General features: G+C 43.8%; 14 protein-coding genes. 9 read left to right on the top strand and 5 right to left on the bottom strand.

All coding sequences use genetic code 11. From position 1 onward, the window contains the following. Positions 1 to 414 precede the first annotated feature (414 nt). The gene (locus J7I42_RS32985; RefSeq protein ID WP_209144430.1) at positions 415 to 4,482 is read right to left on the bottom strand and encodes a hybrid sensor histidine kinase/response regulator transcription factor; all 4,068 of its coding nucleotides are present in this window, start codon (positions 4,480 to 4,482) and stop codon (positions 415 to 417) included. A gap of 177 nt (positions 4,483 to 4,659) precedes the next feature. Here J7I42_RS32985 and J7I42_RS32980 point away from each other — a divergent pair, with 177 nt between their 5' ends. After that, on the top strand, positions 4,660 to 5,484 hold the full coding sequence (locus J7I42_RS32980; RefSeq protein ID WP_209144428.1) for a glutaminyl-peptide cyclotransferase: 825 nt from the start codon (positions 4,660 to 4,662) through the stop codon (positions 5,482 to 5,484). On the opposite strand, the gene J7I42_RS32975 is transcribed toward J7I42_RS32980, so the two are convergent. After that, a complete protein-coding gene (locus tag J7I42_RS32975) occupies positions 5,471 to 6,112 on the bottom strand; it encodes a SanA/YdcF family protein (protein ID WP_209144426.1) in 642 nt (213 codons plus the stop codon). The genes J7I42_RS32980 and J7I42_RS32975 overlap by 14 nt on opposite strands. A 312-nt stretch (positions 6,113 to 6,424) precedes the next feature. Here J7I42_RS32975 and J7I42_RS32970 point away from each other — a divergent pair, with 312 nt between their 5' ends. From J7I42_RS32970 to J7I42_RS32945, 6 genes are all read left to right on the top strand, one after another. After that, positions 6,425 to 6,880 (top strand): response regulator, encoded by a 456-nt coding sequence (locus J7I42_RS32970; RefSeq protein WP_209144424.1) that lies wholly within the window; start codon positions 6,425 to 6,427, stop codon positions 6,878 to 6,880. 4 nt (positions 6,881 to 6,884) lie between these two features. Further along, entirely contained in the window at positions 6,885 to 8,132 is a 1,248-nt protein-coding gene (locus tag J7I42_RS32965; protein WP_209144422.1) for a sensor histidine kinase, read from the top strand. Between the two features lie 27 nt (positions 8,133 to 8,159). Then, entirely contained in the window at positions 8,160 to 11,747 is a 3,588-nt protein-coding gene (locus tag J7I42_RS32960; RefSeq protein ID WP_209144420.1) for a response regulator, read from the top strand. A gap of 12 nt (positions 11,748 to 11,759) precedes the next feature. After that, entirely contained in the window at positions 11,760 to 12,593 is an 834-nt protein-coding gene (locus J7I42_RS32955) for a CheR family methyltransferase (RefSeq protein ID WP_209144418.1), read from the top strand. A gap of 146 nt (positions 12,594 to 12,739) precedes the next feature. After that, positions 12,740 to 13,693, top strand: coding sequence for a hypothetical protein (locus tag J7I42_RS32950; RefSeq protein WP_209144417.1), 954 nt, complete (start codon positions 12,740 to 12,742; stop codon positions 13,691 to 13,693). Between the two features lie 7 nt (positions 13,694 to 13,700). Then, positions 13,701 to 14,042 (top strand): hypothetical protein, encoded by a 342-nt coding sequence (locus J7I42_RS32945; RefSeq protein ID WP_209144415.1) that lies wholly within the window; start codon positions 13,701 to 13,703, stop codon positions 14,040 to 14,042. A gap of 13 nt (positions 14,043 to 14,055) precedes the next feature. Here the strand turns inward: J7I42_RS32945 and J7I42_RS32940 are convergent, their stop codons facing one another. Then, complete coding sequence (locus tag J7I42_RS32940) at positions 14,056 to 14,229, bottom strand: hypothetical protein (RefSeq protein WP_209144413.1); 174 nt, start codon at positions 14,227 to 14,229, stop codon at positions 14,056 to 14,058. Here J7I42_RS32940 and J7I42_RS32935 point away from each other — a divergent pair. Next, the gene (locus tag J7I42_RS32935) at positions 14,228 to 14,578 is read left to right on the top strand and encodes a hypothetical protein (protein WP_209144411.1); all 351 of its coding nucleotides are present in this window, start codon (positions 14,228 to 14,230) and stop codon (positions 14,576 to 14,578) included. The two genes, J7I42_RS32940 and J7I42_RS32935, sit on opposite strands and share 2 nt — an antisense overlap. Here J7I42_RS32935 and J7I42_RS32930 read toward each other — a convergent pair. Then, entirely contained in the window at positions 14,508 to 15,296 is a 789-nt protein-coding gene (locus tag J7I42_RS32930; RefSeq protein WP_209144409.1) for a polysaccharide deacetylase family protein, read from the bottom strand. The two genes, J7I42_RS32935 and J7I42_RS32930, sit on opposite strands and share 71 nt — an antisense overlap. Positions 15,297 to 15,453: 157 nt before the next feature. Next, on the bottom strand, positions 15,454 to 16,362 hold the full coding sequence (locus tag J7I42_RS32925) for an NAD(P)/FAD-dependent oxidoreductase (protein ID WP_209144407.1): 909 nt from the start codon (positions 16,360 to 16,362) through the stop codon (positions 15,454 to 15,456). A 234-nt stretch (positions 16,363 to 16,596) separates the two neighbouring features. On the opposite strand from J7I42_RS32925, the gene J7I42_RS32920 reads away from it, so the two are divergent. Beyond that, entirely contained in the window at positions 16,597 to 18,969 is a 2,373-nt protein-coding gene (locus J7I42_RS32920; RefSeq protein ID WP_209144404.1) for an ABC transporter permease, read from the top strand. Positions 18,970 to 19,133 lie beyond the last annotated feature (164 nt).

Below are 19,133 nucleotides of genomic sequence, written 5' to 3'. Positions count from 1 at the left end.
GAGTTCCCCATTGCCCTCTAATGCTTGCCCGAAAACAAGACCGCCCCCGTTTAATGTACCCCAACGGTTGCAACCAGGCGGTTTGTTTCCAGAGCAATCTTGATCCTTAGTGTTTCTGTACCTCCAATTAAAAGATGGCTACCCGTATAAAAAGTTTGTCTCCTGTGTTATATTACATTTTATCACATGTAAAGCTACCAGCTTTGTATAACTAACTACCTTTTACTGTTTGTAGTAACCCTGAACATTGATCGTACAAATCGCATCAAAACCGTTTTCCCTTTTTGCAGGTAGCTTTTTTTGACGGCGTGAAATTAGTCGCAGTTGGTAACAGGTATGGTATCAGATTGTCTAAATGAGGGTATCAAAATGTTGCCGGTGAACAAAAACAGTCTATAAAAATGGTATAATTTGTCAATTCTCCCCTTTTTTGGCGTCTGCCTGCCAGGCAGAGGGTAGTTTTCCAAACTCCCCTTTAAAGTATTTTGAGAAGTATTTGGGATTGTTGAACCCCGTTTCATAAGCTACTTCCGCCACCGACATTTTCGATTTAGTTAACAACTGGGCAGCCCGTTGCAACCGAACGCTTCGGATAAATTCTATAGGAGTTTTACCTGTTAAAACGAATAACCGTTTGTATACGGCGGCTCTGCTAAGCAAAAGAGCGCGGCTTAGTTCCTCTACCGAGAAATCTGCATTGGAGATATTCTTCTCTACAATGGTCAATGCTTCCTGCACAAACCTTTCATTCGGGTTCTCCAATTCAACATCCGTAGTTTTTACAGCTATTTGTTTGGCGAACGTTTGTTTCATGGACTGCTGCTGTTGCAACAGGTTCTTTATGCGGCTTACCAGGATCTCAAAATTGAAGGGCTTTGTCATGTAATCGGCAGCGCCGGTCTCAATACCCCGCAATTGCTGCTCTTCACAATTTTGAGCGGTCAATAGAACAACGGGGATATGTCTGGTGCGCTGGTCTAGCCTGATCTTTTTGCACAGCTCCATACCGTTCATTTCAGGCATGTTGATGTCGCTCACCACGATATCGGGATGTACCGACAGTGTTTTCTGCCAGCCCTCCCGCCCATTCACCGCTTCGGCAATATTGAAATATTCACGCAGGTTGTCTTTCAGGTAGAATAAAAAGTCCTCGTTGTCTTCTACCAGCAGAATGGTGAACTCCTTGGCTGAGCTATCTGGATTTATTGGGCTAGCCGGGGCCTGGATAGCTGGGACAATTTCTGATACTGCCGGCATAATAACAGCTGGTGAAATTTCCTTTACCGGTAATAACACCGTAAATGTGGAGCCTTTGCCTTCTGCACTTTCCACACTGATGTTGCCGCCAAGCAGGTTTACGAATTCTTTGGTAATGGCCAAACCTATACCGCTGCCCTGGTTCATCAGCGTGCCCGGGATCTCATGTTGAAAGAACCGTTCAAATATCTTTTCATGCCGGTTAGGCGGTATGCCAATGCCGGTGTCTGTTACTTTTATTTCAAGCCAGGTATTCCCTGCCTTCTTCAATGATTCTAATGCTACTGCAACAGTGCCGTTCTCGGAGGTGAATTTAAATGCGTTGGAAAGCAGGTTGAAAATGATCCGTTCCAGTTTATCGTGGTCGAACAGGGTGTGCAGGTTGTTCAATGCGGTTGTAAAAGAAAACCGGATCTGTTTCTTTTCAGCAATATCGGTAAACGAGCCCGCCGATTCCTGGATGAATTGAATGATATCGCCTTCAGTGGCGTGTAATTTCAATTCATGTACTTCCATTTTACGGAAATCGAGTAATTGATTTACCAGGTTCAGCAAGCGCCGGGCATTTCGATGGATAAGCAGGTATTGCGTGCGTTGCGCCGTGCCCCCGGCCGATTTTATCATGCCTTCCAGCGGCGTAAGTATGAGGGAAAGCGGTGTACGAAACTCATGGCTCACATTGGTGAAAAAGCGGGTCTTCATCAGATCCAGCTCACGCATGCGACTTGCTTCCTTTCGTTCCTGTTCCAAAGCAAAACGCATCCTTGCTTTTTGAATAACATTGCGACGTGCAAAATACAAAAGGGTCAGTGCTATTAAAACATACAACACATAAGCCAGCGGTGACAACCAGAAGGGCGGCAATACTATAATACTCACGGCAACCGCCTGATCATTCCATGTTCCCCGTTCATCTGAAGCCTTTACGTAGAAAGTATATTTTCCCGGATCAAGGTTGGTATAAGTGGCCCTGCGGGTATTGCCATCGGTATACAACCAGTTATTGTTAAACCCCTTCAGCCGATAGGCATACCTGGTCTTATGATTATTGATATAACCCAGGGCTGCAAATTCAATGGAGAAAATATTTTCATCGTATCGCAGGGTAATGGCATCTGTTTCCGAAATGGCTTTTTGTAAGATAACGTGGTTACGTACGGTATCGCCCGCTTCAATAGGCTGGTTAAATACCTGCAAACCGGTTAACAGCACCCGCGGCATGGTAGTGTTGATGGCTATCTTCCCCGGATCGAACAGGTTGAACCCATTCGGGCCACCAAAAACAAGCTCTCCACGTCTGGTTTTTAAAGCAGCATTTTCATTGAACGCTACGCCCTGCAACCCATCGAACCGGTCGTAGTTGATACAGCTGACACGGATCCCTTCCTGTTGCGACTGGGAATAGCTTACCCGGCTGATGCCATTGAGGGTACTCACCCACAGGTTATGGGCATTGTCTTCCAGTATATTCAAAATGGTATTATCGGGAAGGCCATCTTCTTTTCTGAAAGCCTGGAAACTGTTGTGTTGCGGGTCGTATACATTCAATCCATCGCGGGTACCCACCCAGGTGTTCCCACGGCTGTCGTTGTAAATGGAAATGATGTTATCGTTGCTGAGCTTTGTTTCGCGCCCCAGTAATTGGGTAAAGACGCCGGTTTGTTTATTCCTTACATCAATGCCATAAGAAGTACCAACCCATAAATTTCCTTTCTTGTCTTCGGTTATAGAAGAAATATAACCCGTATGCACGGAGTTTGGCGCCAGGGGTTTGTAATGGATAAACTGGTTTTTGACGCGATCATATTTTTCAAGGCCAGCCTCCAGGGTACCGATCCAGAGATCATTATTACTGTCTTCGTATATTTCCCAAACCCGGTTATCACTGAGGCTTAAACTGTCATTGGCCGCATGGCGGTGATGGGTAAAGGTGTTGCCATCGTAACTATCAAGACCGCCAAAGTAAGTACCAATCCATAATGTATTGGTATGGTCAATAAAAAGACTTACAATTACATCGTTGCAAAGACTGTTGTTATTGGCCGGGTTATGGCGGAATTGTTTATAGGAATGCGCATCCCGGTCAAAATATACCAGGCCGCCGCCATTGGTGCCTATCCAAAGATTGCCTTTGCCATCTTCCACAAACTCGTTCACGTCATTATAAGGCAAACTGGTTTTATTGGCTTCATCGTGGTGATAAAATGGAAACTGAATAATGCCTTCGTGGTAATAATTGATCCCCTGTTTAAAGGTACCCACCCAAACAATCCCCTGGTCATCCTTGTACAATTCTGTCAGACTGTTCTGGGCCAGGCTGGTATTATCGTTTGGTTTATTTTGAAGTACCTGTACCGTGTACCCTTTTTTGTTCAGGATATTAAGACCGCCATGGTCGGTGGCAATCCATAATAAGCCCTTATTATCTTCCACCACACTCATTATGATATTACTACTGAGTATGGCAATGCCTTCACTGTTGGCTATTTGCTGCAGGGTATTCTTTTTGGTATTGATCTGATACAGGCCATTGACAAGACCGCTGCCAAAAACCCATAACTCGTCCTGCGAATCAATATACAGCCGGTATAATAAAGAAGAGGTACCTTGTTTTTGTTGCAGGATGCCGGAATTGCTGATCAGCTTTTTTGAAGATGCCTCATATTGTTCTATCAATCCATTGCAATAGACTACCCAGACATTGTTTTTTGAATCTGTTTTTACATCGGCAATGATATTGATCCCGGTCGTTTGTATTTTTGTTAGCTGCAATACCGGTTTATTGTTCTCATAATAATATACACCCAGGTCGCGATACACAAACAAAAACCCATTCCCCGCCGGAAGCACATCTGTTAATCCATAAGCAGGCAGCTTGCGTTCCTGCAAATATTTGTCAACCTGACGGTTAAACTTTTCCGTGGCAGGGTCATAGATATTAAAACCGGTGCGGGTAGCTATCCATAATTTATTATCGGGACCAGTTGCAATTTTTGCAATATAATCGTCGCAGAGGGAGGTGGTATCTTTTATACTATGGCGGAAGATCTTGAAGTTGTAACCATCAAAACGGTTCAATCCGCTCATGGTACCAAACCAAATAAACCCCTTTTTGCCTTTGTAAATGCAGTTGATCTGGTTATTTGAAAGGCCCTGGTTAAAATCAAGATGTGCAAAATGCCATGCTGTGGGCTGCCGCGCAGAAAGCAGCAATACCAAACACATACAGACAGGAAGTAAAACCAGGGTTTTGGTCAAAGATTTCAAAGCAGACGACATACCAGTAGCAAGTATACTAAAAGAACACCGGCATTAAAAGCATTTAGCTGGTTATATTTTTTGACGGCCCTGCTGCAAAAAAAATGCAATATTCTTACTATTATTGCTGACCATTAAAATACCATGAAGCCAATCTTATTTACCCTGTTAACCATTGTCCTGTTATCAGGTTGCCATTCAAGCGGACAGGAGGAAGACCCTGCCGTTATGGCTCCTATTACCCCGGCCATCAAGTATAAAGAAGTCGATTATTTTCTGCACGACACCACGCTGTTTACCGAAGGACTGTTACTACACGACGGACAATTATATGAAAGCACAGGTTCGCCCGACAAAGGCAGAAAATCGCTTATTGGAATAAATGACCTGAAAACAGGCAGCTTTATAAAAAAGGTAGCGCTTCCCGAAGACAGCTTGTTCGGTGAAGGGATTGTGTTTTTCAAAGACAAGCTATACCAGCTTACTTATAAAAATCACCTTGGATTTATCTATGACGCAAAGTCTTTCAAAAAGATAGGGCAATTCCCCATTCAAAAAGAAGGCTGGGGATTAACAACAGATGGCGCCAGTATGATCATGAGCGATGGCACCGACACGTTGAACTATATAAACAACGATAATTTCAGCATTTATAAAAAGCTAGCGGTAACCGAAAATGGCGCCAAACGCGACAGTTTAAATGAACTGGAATATATCAAAGGATATATCTATGCCAATATCTGGCAAACCAATAACATCGTAAAGATCGATCCCGCCGATGGAAAAGTGGTTGCCAGGCTTGACCTGAGCCCACTCGCATTCAAAGCGGCCCTGACCAACGCTGCGGGTGATGTGCTGAATGGCATTGCATACGACTCCACTACCGATTATATCTATGTGACCGGAAAGCTGTGGCCGCATATACATCAGTTAAAACTTACACAACCAGGGGAAGCTAAGCAGGAATAGGCACCTTATCGCCCAGGAATTTTGGCTTTTTACCAAACCAGTAATCGACAAACACTTTTACGCGGGCCAGTTTTTCCCGGATCTGTACCCGAATACCCTGGCGGGCCTGAACATCCGCAGCATTGAATGCAACAGCAGAGATCCCTTCTTTACTGGCCATATACAACGCGCGTTCGTTATGGAACTGTTGAGAAATAATGGTCACCGAGTCCTGACTGAAGATCTCTTTTAACCGCACCATGGAATCAAAGGTCCTGAATCCTGCATAATCCAGAAAAATAGCAGCAGAATCAATTCCGGCAGCCATCAGATCGGCACGCATGTCCTCGGGTTCACTGTATTCCTTTCTACTGTTATCGCCACTGATAATAAGGTATTTTATTTTACCGGCTTTCAGCAGGCTGGCCGCCGCCTCTATCCGATACGTATAATACAGATTGGGATAACCTGTGGGGAGATGTTTTGAAGTGCCAAGCAAGAGTCCCACCTTATTGTAAGGGATAGACTGTACGTTGTTATATAGCTTTCCTTTGGCCGTATTGTTGATAATATTATTACACCAAATAACAGCTATAGTACAAATGGGTATCAAGCCTAAGAGGCTGTATAAAAGGACCTTTTTACGCATAAGGGTTAAAATAGCAAAGTTAAAAATAGAAAAAAATCATAACAGTATCCTTGCTATTAATAGCATCATATTAAGATCAGTCTTTACGTATGTGGGTAATGGCATTAAAATCAGATTATAAAGCATTTGACAGAGAACATTTTCTGAGGCTTTTCCTGTTTTTTTGTAGACTTTTTTACCCGAGACCCTGTGGAATGTGGATTGCACGGAAATATACTAAGTTAATCTATGGGATGCATGTATACATACTTTGCATGCAAGGGAATCCAGCAACAAATAATAAAATTTTATTACTAATACAGGAAAGTTAATATGACTCAGCCCCGTAGTTTTTTGCTTGTCGATGACGACATTGACGACATTATTATTTTTCAGGAAACCCTGAAGAAAGTAGATGACAAAATAGGGTTCTTCTACGTTAACAATGGCAAAGACGCCTTTGATCTGCTTATTGAAAACAACCCCAATTTACCAAGTCTTATCTTTCTGGACATCAATATGCCCCGCATGGATGGCAAAGAATGTTTGAAGCTGCTGAAACAGGACTCAAGGCTGAAACATATTCCGGTGCTCATGTACACTACCTCTTCCCAATCGGCCGATATTGAAGATACTATGATGCATGGCGCCTTGGCCTTTATAACCAAGCCCTGGGGCGTTAATGAATTAAAAAAGCTACTATCAGCCATTGCGCACTCACCCATTTCAAAACTTCCGCAAACCTTGCAATCGTTAGAAAAAGAAATAAGCTGTTTTATAGTTTGTTAACACTATGATTCTTATCGTTGATGACAAATACGAAAATCTGTTTTCGTTAAAAACACTGTTGCAATTATATGCTTACGAAACCGATACGGCAGCCTCTGGCGAGGAAGCGCTCAAAAAGATCTTAAAGAACGAGTATTCCGTAATAATACTCGATGTGCAAATGCCCGGTATGGACGGTTACGAAGTGGCAGAGGCCATCTCGGGTTTGAATAAGACCAGGGACATTCCCATTATATTCCTGTCAGCAGTCAATATTGACAAACGTTTTATTGCCAAAGGATATGATTCAGGCGGGGTCGACTATATCACCAAACCATTCGACAACGATCTGCTGTTATTGAAAGTAAGGACTTTTTACCGCCTGTACCAACAACGAAAGGAATTGAAAATGGTGGAAGACGCATTGCGGCATGAGATTGAAATGCGTAAGAGATCACAACAGGAAATAGAACAGATCAACTCATTGCTTGAATTCAAAGTAGAAGAAAGAACGCGGGACCTTACACAATTGAATAAAGACCTTGAAAACCGCAATGCAGAACTGGCGCAATATGCCTATCTGGCCTCGCACGACCTGCAGGAACCACTTCGCAAAATAATCACCTTTATAAAGATCATTGACGAAAAATACCTGGCAGGTATCCCGGAAGCAAAAGAGGAAATGACCAAAGTGATCACTTCCTCTGAAAGAATGCGCAACCTGATCAATGCCCTGCTGAGCTATTCAAAGCTGTCATCAGTCTCGTATTACACATTGGTAAACTTAAATGATGTTATCAAAGATGCATTGGCCGACCTGGAATTACCGATAAAAGAAAAAAAAGCCCGTATCCTGGTAAGTACCCTGCCCGAAGTAGAAGCCATATCCGCACAAATGCGGCAACTATTTCAGAACTTATTGAGCAATGCCCTGAAGTTTTCCAAGACCACCACACAACCGGAAATAAAAATAACCAGCGAGCCGGTCAATGAACTGTCGCTGGATGCGCCATCGGTAAATACCGGCAATTATATACGCATACATGTGCGCGACAATGGGATTGGGCTCGACGAATCATACATAGATAAAATATTTGTGATCTTTCAACGGTTACATGGTAAAACACAGTATGAAGGAACAGGCATTGGCCTGGCCATTGTAAAAAAGATAGTTGAAAAACACAATGGGCTCATCGGGGTGAAAAGCCATGAAGGTGAAGGCGCCACTTTTACCATTGTACTTCCGCTAAAGCAAAACAATAACACGAATTAACATTAATCTATAAAATAGTATTTTAAGATGAATGCTTTCAAACGCAACCTCATCATTGGTTATGGCATTTCGTTATTACTGCTGATTGTAAGCGCCGTAGCGTCGTATATCAGTATCAACAACCTGCTTAGCAGTGCCCAATGGGTGAATCATACAAATGAGGTGGGCAAAAAAGTAAATGGTGTGCTCTCAGTGCTGGTTGATGCCGAAACTGCACAACGTGGGTACCTGCTTACAAGCCGCGACGAATTTCTTGCGCCCTTCAATGGCGCCAGGCAAAAAACCGATAACCTGCTGAACGAATTAAAAGCCTTTACAACCGATAACATCATTCAACAACAGGATTGTGATCTGCTGCGGGAACAAACCACTGCCCGGCTGAACTTCCTGAATGAAACAATACAAAAAAAGCGCAATGGTGATCTCATCCCCGATAGTCTGCTGATCGTTGGTAAAGAACAAATGGACAGCGTACGTATCATTGTTGACCGGATGCGTGACAGAGAAGAAGGACTGCTGAAGATCAGAACGCAAACCATGAACCGGTTTTCTACCAGTACCCCTACCCTAATTATTATCGCCTGTATATTGGGCATCCTGGTGACCATTATTTCATTTATCAGGGTGTTAAGCGATCATGAAAAAAGGGCCGCCTTACAAAAGACCTTACAGGAAAAAGATGAACAAATTTCGAAAAGACTGGACCTGATCGACGATGTGGCCACGGAGATCTCAGGTGGTAATTATGCCATTAAAGTGGAAGATACCGGCAGTGACTCGCTCGCCAGCATAGCCGTTTCATTAAACAGAATGACAGACTCGCTGCATACCTCTTTTTCCAAACTAAAAGACCAGCAGTGGCTACAGACCGGTATTGCGCAGTTGAACGAGATCATGATCGGCAAAAAAGAAATGGAGCTGCTCACCTATGACGTAATAGAATTTATAACCAACTATACCGGTTCTGCCCAGGGCGCTATCTACCTGCGAACAGATGAAGACCTCATTCACCTGGCAACCGGTGTTGCCATCAACAATAAAGCCGCCAAAACCGACATTTCCTTTGGTGAAGGTATCGCAGGCCGGTGTGCGCAATCAGGGCACGTGGTCCATCTGGAGAACATTCCTGAAACACAGATCACCATCGAGTATACAGGCGGTTCCATAAAACCCGCCAGCATCCTGGCCATTCCCATTTTTTATGAAGGGCGGTTAAAAGGGGTACTGGAAATTAGTTCGGTACAACCCTTCACCCCTATTATGCTGGATTATATGCGGGAAGCGGGTTATAATATTGGACTGGCTGTTCACAGTGCGCGCGAACACCAACGCCTGCAGGAACTGCTGACTGAAACACAAGCCCAATCTGAAGAATTGCAGGCCCAGCATACTGAACTGGAAAACATCAATGCCGAGCTGGAAGCACAGGCCGAACGTTTGCAAACCAGCGAAGAGGAACTGCGGGTTCAGCAGGAAGAACTGCAACATGCCAACCAGGAACTGGAAGAACGCAGCCGGATGCTGGAAGAAAAGAATGAAATGATCGTAGAGCGCAACCTGGAAATACAGGCGCGGGCCGAAGAACTGGCCATGAGCACCAAATACAAATCGGAGTTCCTGGCCAATATGAGCCACGAACTGCGCACCCCACTTAATTCCATTTTGCTTTTATCACGCCTGCTCAATGAGAACCACACGAATAATTTAACCAGCGACCAAATAGAATATGCCAACGTAATTCAAACATCCGGCAAAGGACTGTTGACATTGATCGATGAAATACTCGACCTCTCCAAGATTGAGGCCGGTAAAATGGAACTGGAATATACGGATGTGCGCATCCCCGAGATCGTAAATGAATTACAGGCACTGTTCTCGCCCCTGGCACAGGAAAAAGGCATTGCCTTTACAGTTGAAGAAGAGCAGGATGTTCCGCTTACCATCGAGACGGACAGATTGCGGTTAAACCAGATCTTACGCAACCTGATCTCGAATGCCATCAAGTTCACCAAAAGAGGATCGGTAGCGCTAAGTATAAAAAAGAAAGGGACCGAGTGCCAGTTTTCTGTGAAGGATACCGGTATAGGCATTTCAAAAGAAAAACAGGGCATCATCTTTGAAGCCTTTCAACAGGCCGATGGCAGTACCCGCCGGCAATTTGGCGGAACCGGGTTGGGACTAAGCATCAGTCAGAAGCTGGCCAATTTACTGAACGGTGAGATCGTATTGACCAGTGTAGAAGGCGAAGGCAGTGTATTTACGCTGACCCTTCCCATTACAAAGATCACTACAGCGCCTAAAACGCCATTGCCTGTTACCCAAACAGCACAACGGGAACCCATTGAAAAGCCAGCAACCCTGGTCAGCACCGGCGACAACCAATACATCTCCCCGGTTATTCCCTCACCGATTGAGGATGACCGTGCTTCCATAGCCAATGGCGATAAATCGATCCTGATAGTGGAAGACGATACGGTATTTGCCCGTTCGCTGCTCGATTATACCCGCGCGAAGGGATATAAGGGTATTGTGGCAGTCCGTGGTGACGAGGGCATTGCCCTGGCCAAACAATATATACCTGTGGGCATTTTACTTGACGTGCAATTGCCTGTAATGAGTGGGTGGCAGGTAATGGATGAACTGAAATCAAACAATAACACCCGGCACATCCCGGTGCATATGATGTCGGCCTACCAGGTTAAAACCAGGAGCCTGTCAAAAGGTGCGGTTGATTTTATCAATAAACCCGTGCCCTTTGATAAACTGGGAGAAATGTTCTCAAAGATTGAGAACGCCTTGAACCGTCATCCCAAAAAAGTATTGATAGTGGAAGAAAACACCCAACACGCCAAAGCACTGGCATACTTCCTCAGCAATTACAATGTTGCTTCTGAAATTGAGAACACCGTGGAAGAAGGCATTCAATCACTCACCCAGAAAGAAATAGACTGTGTTATACTCGACATGGGAATACCGGCACAACGCTCGTACGACACGCTGGACGAAGTGAAAAAAACACCCGGGTTGGAAGACATTCCCATTATCGTATTCACCGGTAAGAACCTGTCGCAAAGCGAGGAAGTAAAGATCAGGCAATATGCCGATTCCATTGTTGTAAAAACGGCCCACTCCTATCAACGCATACTCGATGAAGTATCGTTGTTCCTTCACCTCGTAGAAGAAAATCAGCAGGATGCCCGCGCCTTCCGCCGTAACCGCAAAGTGGAAACAGGCGAAGTACTAAAAGGCAAAACCGTGCTGATCGTGGACGATGACGTACGCAACATTTTCTCGCTCTCCAAATCACTGGAAAGTTATGGCATGCAAACTATTTCAGCTATCGATGGCAAAGAGGCGTTGAAGCAACTGGAAGGCGATGCAAAAATTGATATGGTCTTAATGGATATGATGATGCCCGAACTGGATGGTTATGAAACAACCAGGCAGTTGCGAAAAATGCCCAGGTACCGAAGCCTGCCTGTGATTGCCGTTACCGCAAAAGCCATGACCGGCGACCGGGAAAAATGTATTGCAGCAGGTGCCTCCGATTATATTACCAAACCAGTTGATGTTGATCAGTTGATCTCGCTGTTGCGCGTGTGGTTGTATCAATAAACAAAATAAATTATGATCAAGGAGGATGAACTGGACCTGTTAATAACTGAATTGTTTGAAAAATACGGGTACGATTTCAGCAATTACGCCCGGGCCTCTTTTAAAAGAAGAGTGAACCGGGTAATGGTAATAGACCGGTTCCCCAGTTTTGCCGAACTTTTATATAAAGTAAGGACCGATGCCTCTTATTGCAACCATATAGTACAGGAGTTAACGGTGAATGTTACGGAAATGTTCAGGGACCCTACCCTGTTTAAGACCCTCCGGGAACAAATATTGCCCGTAGTGGCCACGCATCCGTTCATCCGCATCTGGCATGCAGGCTGCTCCACCGGGGAGGAAGTGTATTCCATGGCCATTTTGCTGGAAGAAGCCAATTTATTACACAAATCCCGGTTATATGCAACCGATCTTAATCCGACTGTAATAGAAAATATAAAACGGGGTATATTCCCGCTGGCACAAATGAAACAATATTCTGAAAATTACATTGCCAGTGGCGGCAAAAAAGACTTCTCAGATTATTATACCGCCAAATACGAATGGGCCAAATTTCACGACCGGCTGAAGGAAAAAATGGTAGTAGCTACACACAACCTGGTATCTGACAGATCGTTCAATGAGTTTCAACTCATCCTGTGTCGCAACGTACTTATCTATTTCGACAAAACGCTTCAGGATAAAGTATATAATTTATTCGACAGCAGCCTGGAAAAACTGGGATTTCTAATTTTGGGCTCAAAAGAAAACCTGCGATTTTCAACGGTGGCCCCCAATTACACCCAATGGGCACCCAAAGAAAAGATATGGAGAAAAACGAACGCCGCAGCAAGCTATAAACCGTAATATAGCAGACAACATTGCAGCACCAGCCCAAATTCCTGCTGCCACCATTCATTTTATAACCTCACCGCTCCACTCATAGAAAGAATTCTCAATATATTGTTTACTGGGAAGAAATGCCGTAACATTGGGGCCAATTCGAGGAAATCATGTATAAAATATTGCTATCTGTTTTTTTGATTGCCCTGGTAGCCTGTAAACAAAAAACACCTGCCAGCGACAAAATAAACACCAACATACAGAATACAAAAACTACCAAACACGTCAATATTCCCGGTACCCGATTGTATATGGTCCCTCCGGCGAATTACACCGTATCCCAAACGCCGGCCGGTTTGCGAAAAGGAGAAACTGCCGGGATCACGGTCACCGATCTGGTAAACGGAAACTATTATACCAATGCGGCCAGCTTTAACAAAGCCGGGTTTGTACAACGCGGAATAAAAACATTCGAGTTTCAGGAAATAAAAGTAAACGGATATCCTGCCAAATACGTTTCCCTACAGGGCGATGCCAATGCCCGCATGTACTGGCTGGTGTTTGGCGACAGCAGTTTCTCCACCATGGTCATGGGCGTTTATCCTGTCGGAGATCTAACTTCAGGAAAAGAAATACTGAGTGCACTGAACACGATCTATTATGACAAAAACGAAAAGATAGATCCATTTGCAGCAGCAGCCTTTTCCCTCGACGATAGTCAATCAAAATTCAAATTCTTCCAGTTCTCTACCAATATGTACGTATATACCGTAGGAGGCATGGATAATAAGAATGATCCGGACGCCCCGTTTTTAGTGCTCACACAAATGCCGATTGAAAAAGGCATGAATGCCAAAAATGTGGGCGATATGATGCTGAGCAAACTGGAAGGCTATGGGCTCACGCATACACAAATAAAAAATGCCTCGTCGGAAAGGATCAATGGCTATGATGCCTACGAAGCAGAAGTACATGGTCAAATGCACGACAAAAACAGCATTATGTATCAGTGCGTAATTGCCAATGGCGATAATGTTATCAGTATGCAGGGCGTTGCCAAAGATAACTTCGATAAAAACATAGCCGACTTTAAAAGCCTGGCACATACCATCAAGATCAAATAATTGAACAATGGAAACTACCATCCTCTACAGACCTGTAGGCCCCCAGGAATTGGTTTTAATAGAACAGTCGGGCTGGAAAAGATTTCCTCCACGCCTCCCCGAACAACCTATTTTTTATCCGGTAATGAATGAAGCCTATGCCATTCAAATTGCGAGAGACTGGAATGTACCAGCTTCAGGCTCCGGTTTTGTGACCAAATTCGCCGTTAACACCAACTACGTAAGCAAGTTCGATATTCAAAATGTGGGTGGTGAAATTCATAATGAACTGTGGGTGCCTGCTGAAGAGCTGGAAGAATTCAATGATAACATTGTTGGCGTGATTGAGGTGACAAAAGAGTTTAGATAGTACCATTTGAATACTATTTTATGGCCGGGCCTGCACTCGCAATAGGAATGATCTTAATTGGAGCGTTTTTCCTGTTTCTCCTGAGTATGCTATACCTGATCGTGAGATATAGAAAACGCCTGATGATCTCCATTCCTTTGTCCGTTTTGTTTTTGGGACTTTTGATATGGGCAATAGCCAGCTTCATGAACAGGAATTCAGTCCCGGAACATGTGGCACAGCGATTTTTGGGCGATTACAGACTGATCAACCTGGATAGACAGCCTTGTAATAACTGCCTTGTTCATTTAAACAGCAATTACCAGTACGACATCATCAATAATGGCATAACAGTAGGTCATGGAAAATGGCGGATTGAATCGGCTATTGATCTGCCGGACTATTTTCTTTGGATTGAAAATGGTCCGGGTGGTGTGATCTGGGAGCACGAAAGAAAAATTGATCACATTAACATCAATTTCCTGATCAATACGCATTCAACGCCACCTCCTGCCTCCCCTGTCTTACTACTTCTGCCAACGTGGAGTTGTCAATGAATTCAAAGCCCCCCACTTCGCGTAAGCATGCAAAAAAACGCTCTAATGACTGCCATAACGAAAACTGGCTGAGCTCCCAGCTATGACCCCATAAATGAAAATAATGGTCTTGCTGTTGGGTAAGTGACATGGAATACAAATAATTGAGAAAGTTCCTGCTCATGGTTTCCCAGTTAGCATCGAATAAGCGCCACGCGGAGATATAGCTTACGAATTTCATGCGCTTCACATTATTCTTCAAATACGAGATATTGGAATGATTATACACCTGACAGGTAGTAGGCAGAATTACAAAATCACGTACTTTCTTTACACTGCCCATTGAATGGGTAAGCATTTCCACAGTTCGCATGGAAGTAAATCCGGCTTCGCGTTGCAGTGAGACATGGTCTTTGTTAAATCGCCCTACTGGCGGACAAAAAGAGCGAATAGCTTTGCCGGTTACATCTTCCAGCCAATGTTTACAATCGAAAATTTCGTTTCGGGCTTGCTTGTACGAGACCTTTGTTAAAATGGGATGGGTCATGGTATGTCCACCCACTTCAATAAAACTGGAAAGCGTACGGATCTCATTTTCAGCCAGGCTTGCAGAACACCACTCACAGGAGCGGGGAATATAAAACGTCGCTTTCACATTAAATTTGGCAAGCAATTCTGCGAGGCGCAGATCGGCCACATGGCCATCGTCGAATGAACAGGTAAAATAGATTTTTCCCACTTGGTTTGGATTAAATGACTGTTGATGATTATATACTATATATAGCATAAACCAGACCCAGTCATTTAGTCAACAAAATGGCGAATGATGGTGGCACATCATCAATATACGGAAAGGGTGAGTCATCCGCCAGCCGGCGGATGGCCTCCCTGCTTATTTAAAACGATTCATCTACCAGTTCTTTATTGATACCGGCACCTGCCATCCCTCCCCCTGCTACAGCCAGCGAAACAGCCCGCATCATGACCGTATTATCTCCTGCCGCATACACACCCGCAACGTTGGTGCGCCCCAGCATATCAACAGCTATATAACCCTGTTCGGTCAATGCACATCCTAATTGTAAGGGGATATCGCAATGCTGCACAAACGGGATCTTCGCATACATCGCTTTTAACGGAACAGCGGAACCGTCTTTCAACAGCACCCGTTGCAGGATACCATTGCTGTGTTCAAAACCGGCAATCTCCGTCTCTACCACTTCAATATTTCGAGTGTGCAGTTTTTCCCGTTGCTCTGATGATAAAGTTGACTGACCATTTGTAAAAAGAGTAAGATCTTTCGTCAGGTTATTGATCAGCTTGCTAAATTCAAATGCAATATCGCCATTGCTCATAATACCTGTTTTCTCCTGCTTTACTTCATATCCATGACAGTAAGGGCAATGGATAACCGTAATACCCCAGCATTCGGCAAAACCGGGAATAGCCGGCATCATGTCTTTTACACCGGTAGCAAATAACAATTTGCGGGCAGAAAAGACCATCCCGTCTTTTGTAGCCAGCTCAAAACCATCCTCCTTTTTGGTGGCCGACACCGCGATGCCCTGCTGAATGCTTACAGTTTCGTATTTCAACACCTGCTCCCTGGCTTTATTGGCAATGGCACCCGGCGTTTCTCCATCATGGGTAATGAAATTATGAGAATGCGGGGTTTGCCGGTTACAGGGTAAGCCGCTGTCGATAATAAGCACCTTTCTTAATGACCTGCCCAGGGACATGGCGGCTGATAAACCCGCATAACTTCCCCCTACGATGATCACATCGTACCTGTTATTTCCTGCCATTGAATTGACTTTTAATTAGTGTGGCACAAATGTAGGGAATGTTTTACATTTTGCAACGATGTTGCAAGGGGTGTCTTAAAACCGGACAACTGATTGTATCAATAACGTACAGGTTTATTTAGCCTAATTTTGTAATGTATTACTTTTCAATAATATGTTACCTGGCACTCTATTAGGAACGTTTCGTACAGGGTTTGATAGTTCTCCATCTTATAACAATATAAACGCGTTGCCATGCTGCACAACCAACTGCTTGTATTGTTCCGGAATGCCTTGAGAAACAAAAGATACAGCTTCCTCAATATTTTTGGTTTGGCTATCGGGATCGCCTGTGCCTGCTTTATTTTTTTATGGGTGGAGCATGAGTTGTCCTTTAACCATAATTTTAAAAAAAGGAATTCCCTCTTCACCATCAAGCTAACGACAGTTGGTGAAAATCCTACTATCGAGGATTGTCCGATGCCGTTGCCAGAGGAGATCAAAAGAACTATTCCGGGCATAAAGAATACAGCCCGTTTCAGTTGGGAATTGAAACAGCTTTTTATATTAGGTGACAGGAGCTTTAATATCTCCGGCCGGTATATTGATCCGGCTATCCTTTCCATGTTGGACCTTACTTTTATTTATGGCACGCATCCATCCATACAATCACCGGAGGATATCGTTATCAGCGAATCAATGAGCAGGACTTTATTTGCCAATGATAACCCAGTGGGGAAAATACTGACAACAAAAAGTGAATCAATTTTCAGCAGAGATGGGAATTATCTCATAACAGGGGTCTATAAAGATCTGCCCGTCAATTGTTCTTATCATTTTAACTGGATCTCGTCCTATACCTTCTTTGAAAATCTGGCGCCTCCTGAGCTGAATAAATGGAACTTTTTCACGGAGACTTTATTGGAAACGGAACCGTTAACAGACATTGCCCATATTAATAAACAACTGAAGCATTATATGGCGAAAAAAGTGGAAGGTTCCACGTTACAAACCTTTCTTTTCTCCATGAACGACTGGAATTTATATAGCCGCTTCACTGATGGAAAACCGGATGGCGGAAAAATTCAATACATTTATTTATTTTCCATAATCGCCTTCCTCATACTTGTGATCGCGTGTATCAATTTTATGAATCTCTCCACGGCACAGTCAGAAAAGAGGGCCAAAGAAGTGGGTGTTCGAAAAGTATCTGGCGCCGGCAGGCTTGCACTGATCCGGCAGTTTATTGGTGAATCATTAGTCATGTCATTCCTTGCGGTTGTACTGGCCATAATAATGATCGCTTTTGCAATTCCTGCTTTCAATAGTCTGGTAGGTAAAGAACTCCATGCTGATTTTTTTAATACCACTCATCTTGTTTTTCTGTTCGCGATTGGGCTGATATGCGGTCTGCTATCGGGTATCTACCCTGCATTTTACCTTTCCTCGTTCAGGCCAGTAATGGTGTTGAAAGGAATAAAAATAAATAACAGCAGCGCAGCTGTTTTCATGAGGAAGGGCCTTGTTATGTCGCAATTTTCCATCTCTATCATGCTTATTATTTCCACCATAATTATTTACCAGCAGGTACAGCATGTAAAATCAAGGAACCTGGGATATGAGACCAACAACACGATCCAATTATCAATACCGAATAGTTTGCCAGCACATTTTTTAGCTATCCGCAACGAATTATTACAATCAGGGCTGGTAGAAAATGTTGCACTCACCTGGAGTGATCCTATGTATATATTTACTTCATCAAACGAATATACCTGGGCAGGCAAATCATCTAACAACAAAATCGAGATCTATGACATGGGGGTGAGCCCTGGATATTTGGCTACCATGCATATGAAGTTAAAAAGCGGAAGAGATTTTTATCTTCAACAGGTAGCTGACAGCAATAGCGTTATTATAAATGAATCGCTGGCAAAATTAATGGGTGCATCGGGGAAGATTGGAGCTTATATTTCCAGGAAAAGCACTGCTTTAAGGGCACAGATAGTTGGTATAACGGAGGACTTCGTGTTTAATGACATGTATGCGCCCTGTGGTCCCGCAGTACTTCTGTGCATTCCGCGGATGACAAATCTTATGATCATCCGGTACAAACCTGGCGCTGACCTGAAAGCTGCATTGGCAACAACTGACCAGGTACTGAAAGCCAGCTATCCTGGCTACCCGTTTGAATATAAATTCGTAGACGAAGCCTTCCATAAAATATTCGAGAGTGAAACCCTGGTTGGTAAACTGTCTGCTGTTTTTTCTGTACTTGCTATAGCCATTTCCTGTTTGGGCTTATTTGGCCTCACGGCTTATACCGCAGAAAGAAGAACAAAAGAAATTGGTATCCGCAAGGTTTTGGGAGCTTCTGTTGGTTCATTGGCCCGACTCTTATCATTCGAGTTTTTAAAGCTGGTTTGTCTTTCCTGTATAGTAGCTTTTCCTGTTGCCTGGTGGGCATTACATTCCTGGCTCCAGGACTATCAATACCGCACAACCATCCAGTGGTGGGTGTTCGTGGTTGCCGGACTTATTGCTTTACTTATTGCCATACTTACCGTAAGTTACCAGGCGGTTAAAGTTGCAATTAAAAATCCGGTAAAGAGTTTACGAAGTGAATAAACTAACCGGCCTCAAATAACAAACACCTATAACAACTTTCCCTCATCCGTTAGTTACTATTCTCGTAAATCGATTTCCTGATTGCGTAAATGGTTTGCAACCTTCCTCTCCTTTCTTTGCGCCATTCGCTTTAGATTAAATACACATACGACGCCCTGTAGCAT

The organism is Niastella soli (assembly GCF_017742245.1).
GTDB classification, from domain to species: domain Bacteria; phylum Bacteroidota; class Bacteroidia; order Chitinophagales; family Chitinophagaceae; genus Niastella; species Niastella soli.
This window is presented reverse-complemented; position numbering and strand designations above follow the sequence as displayed.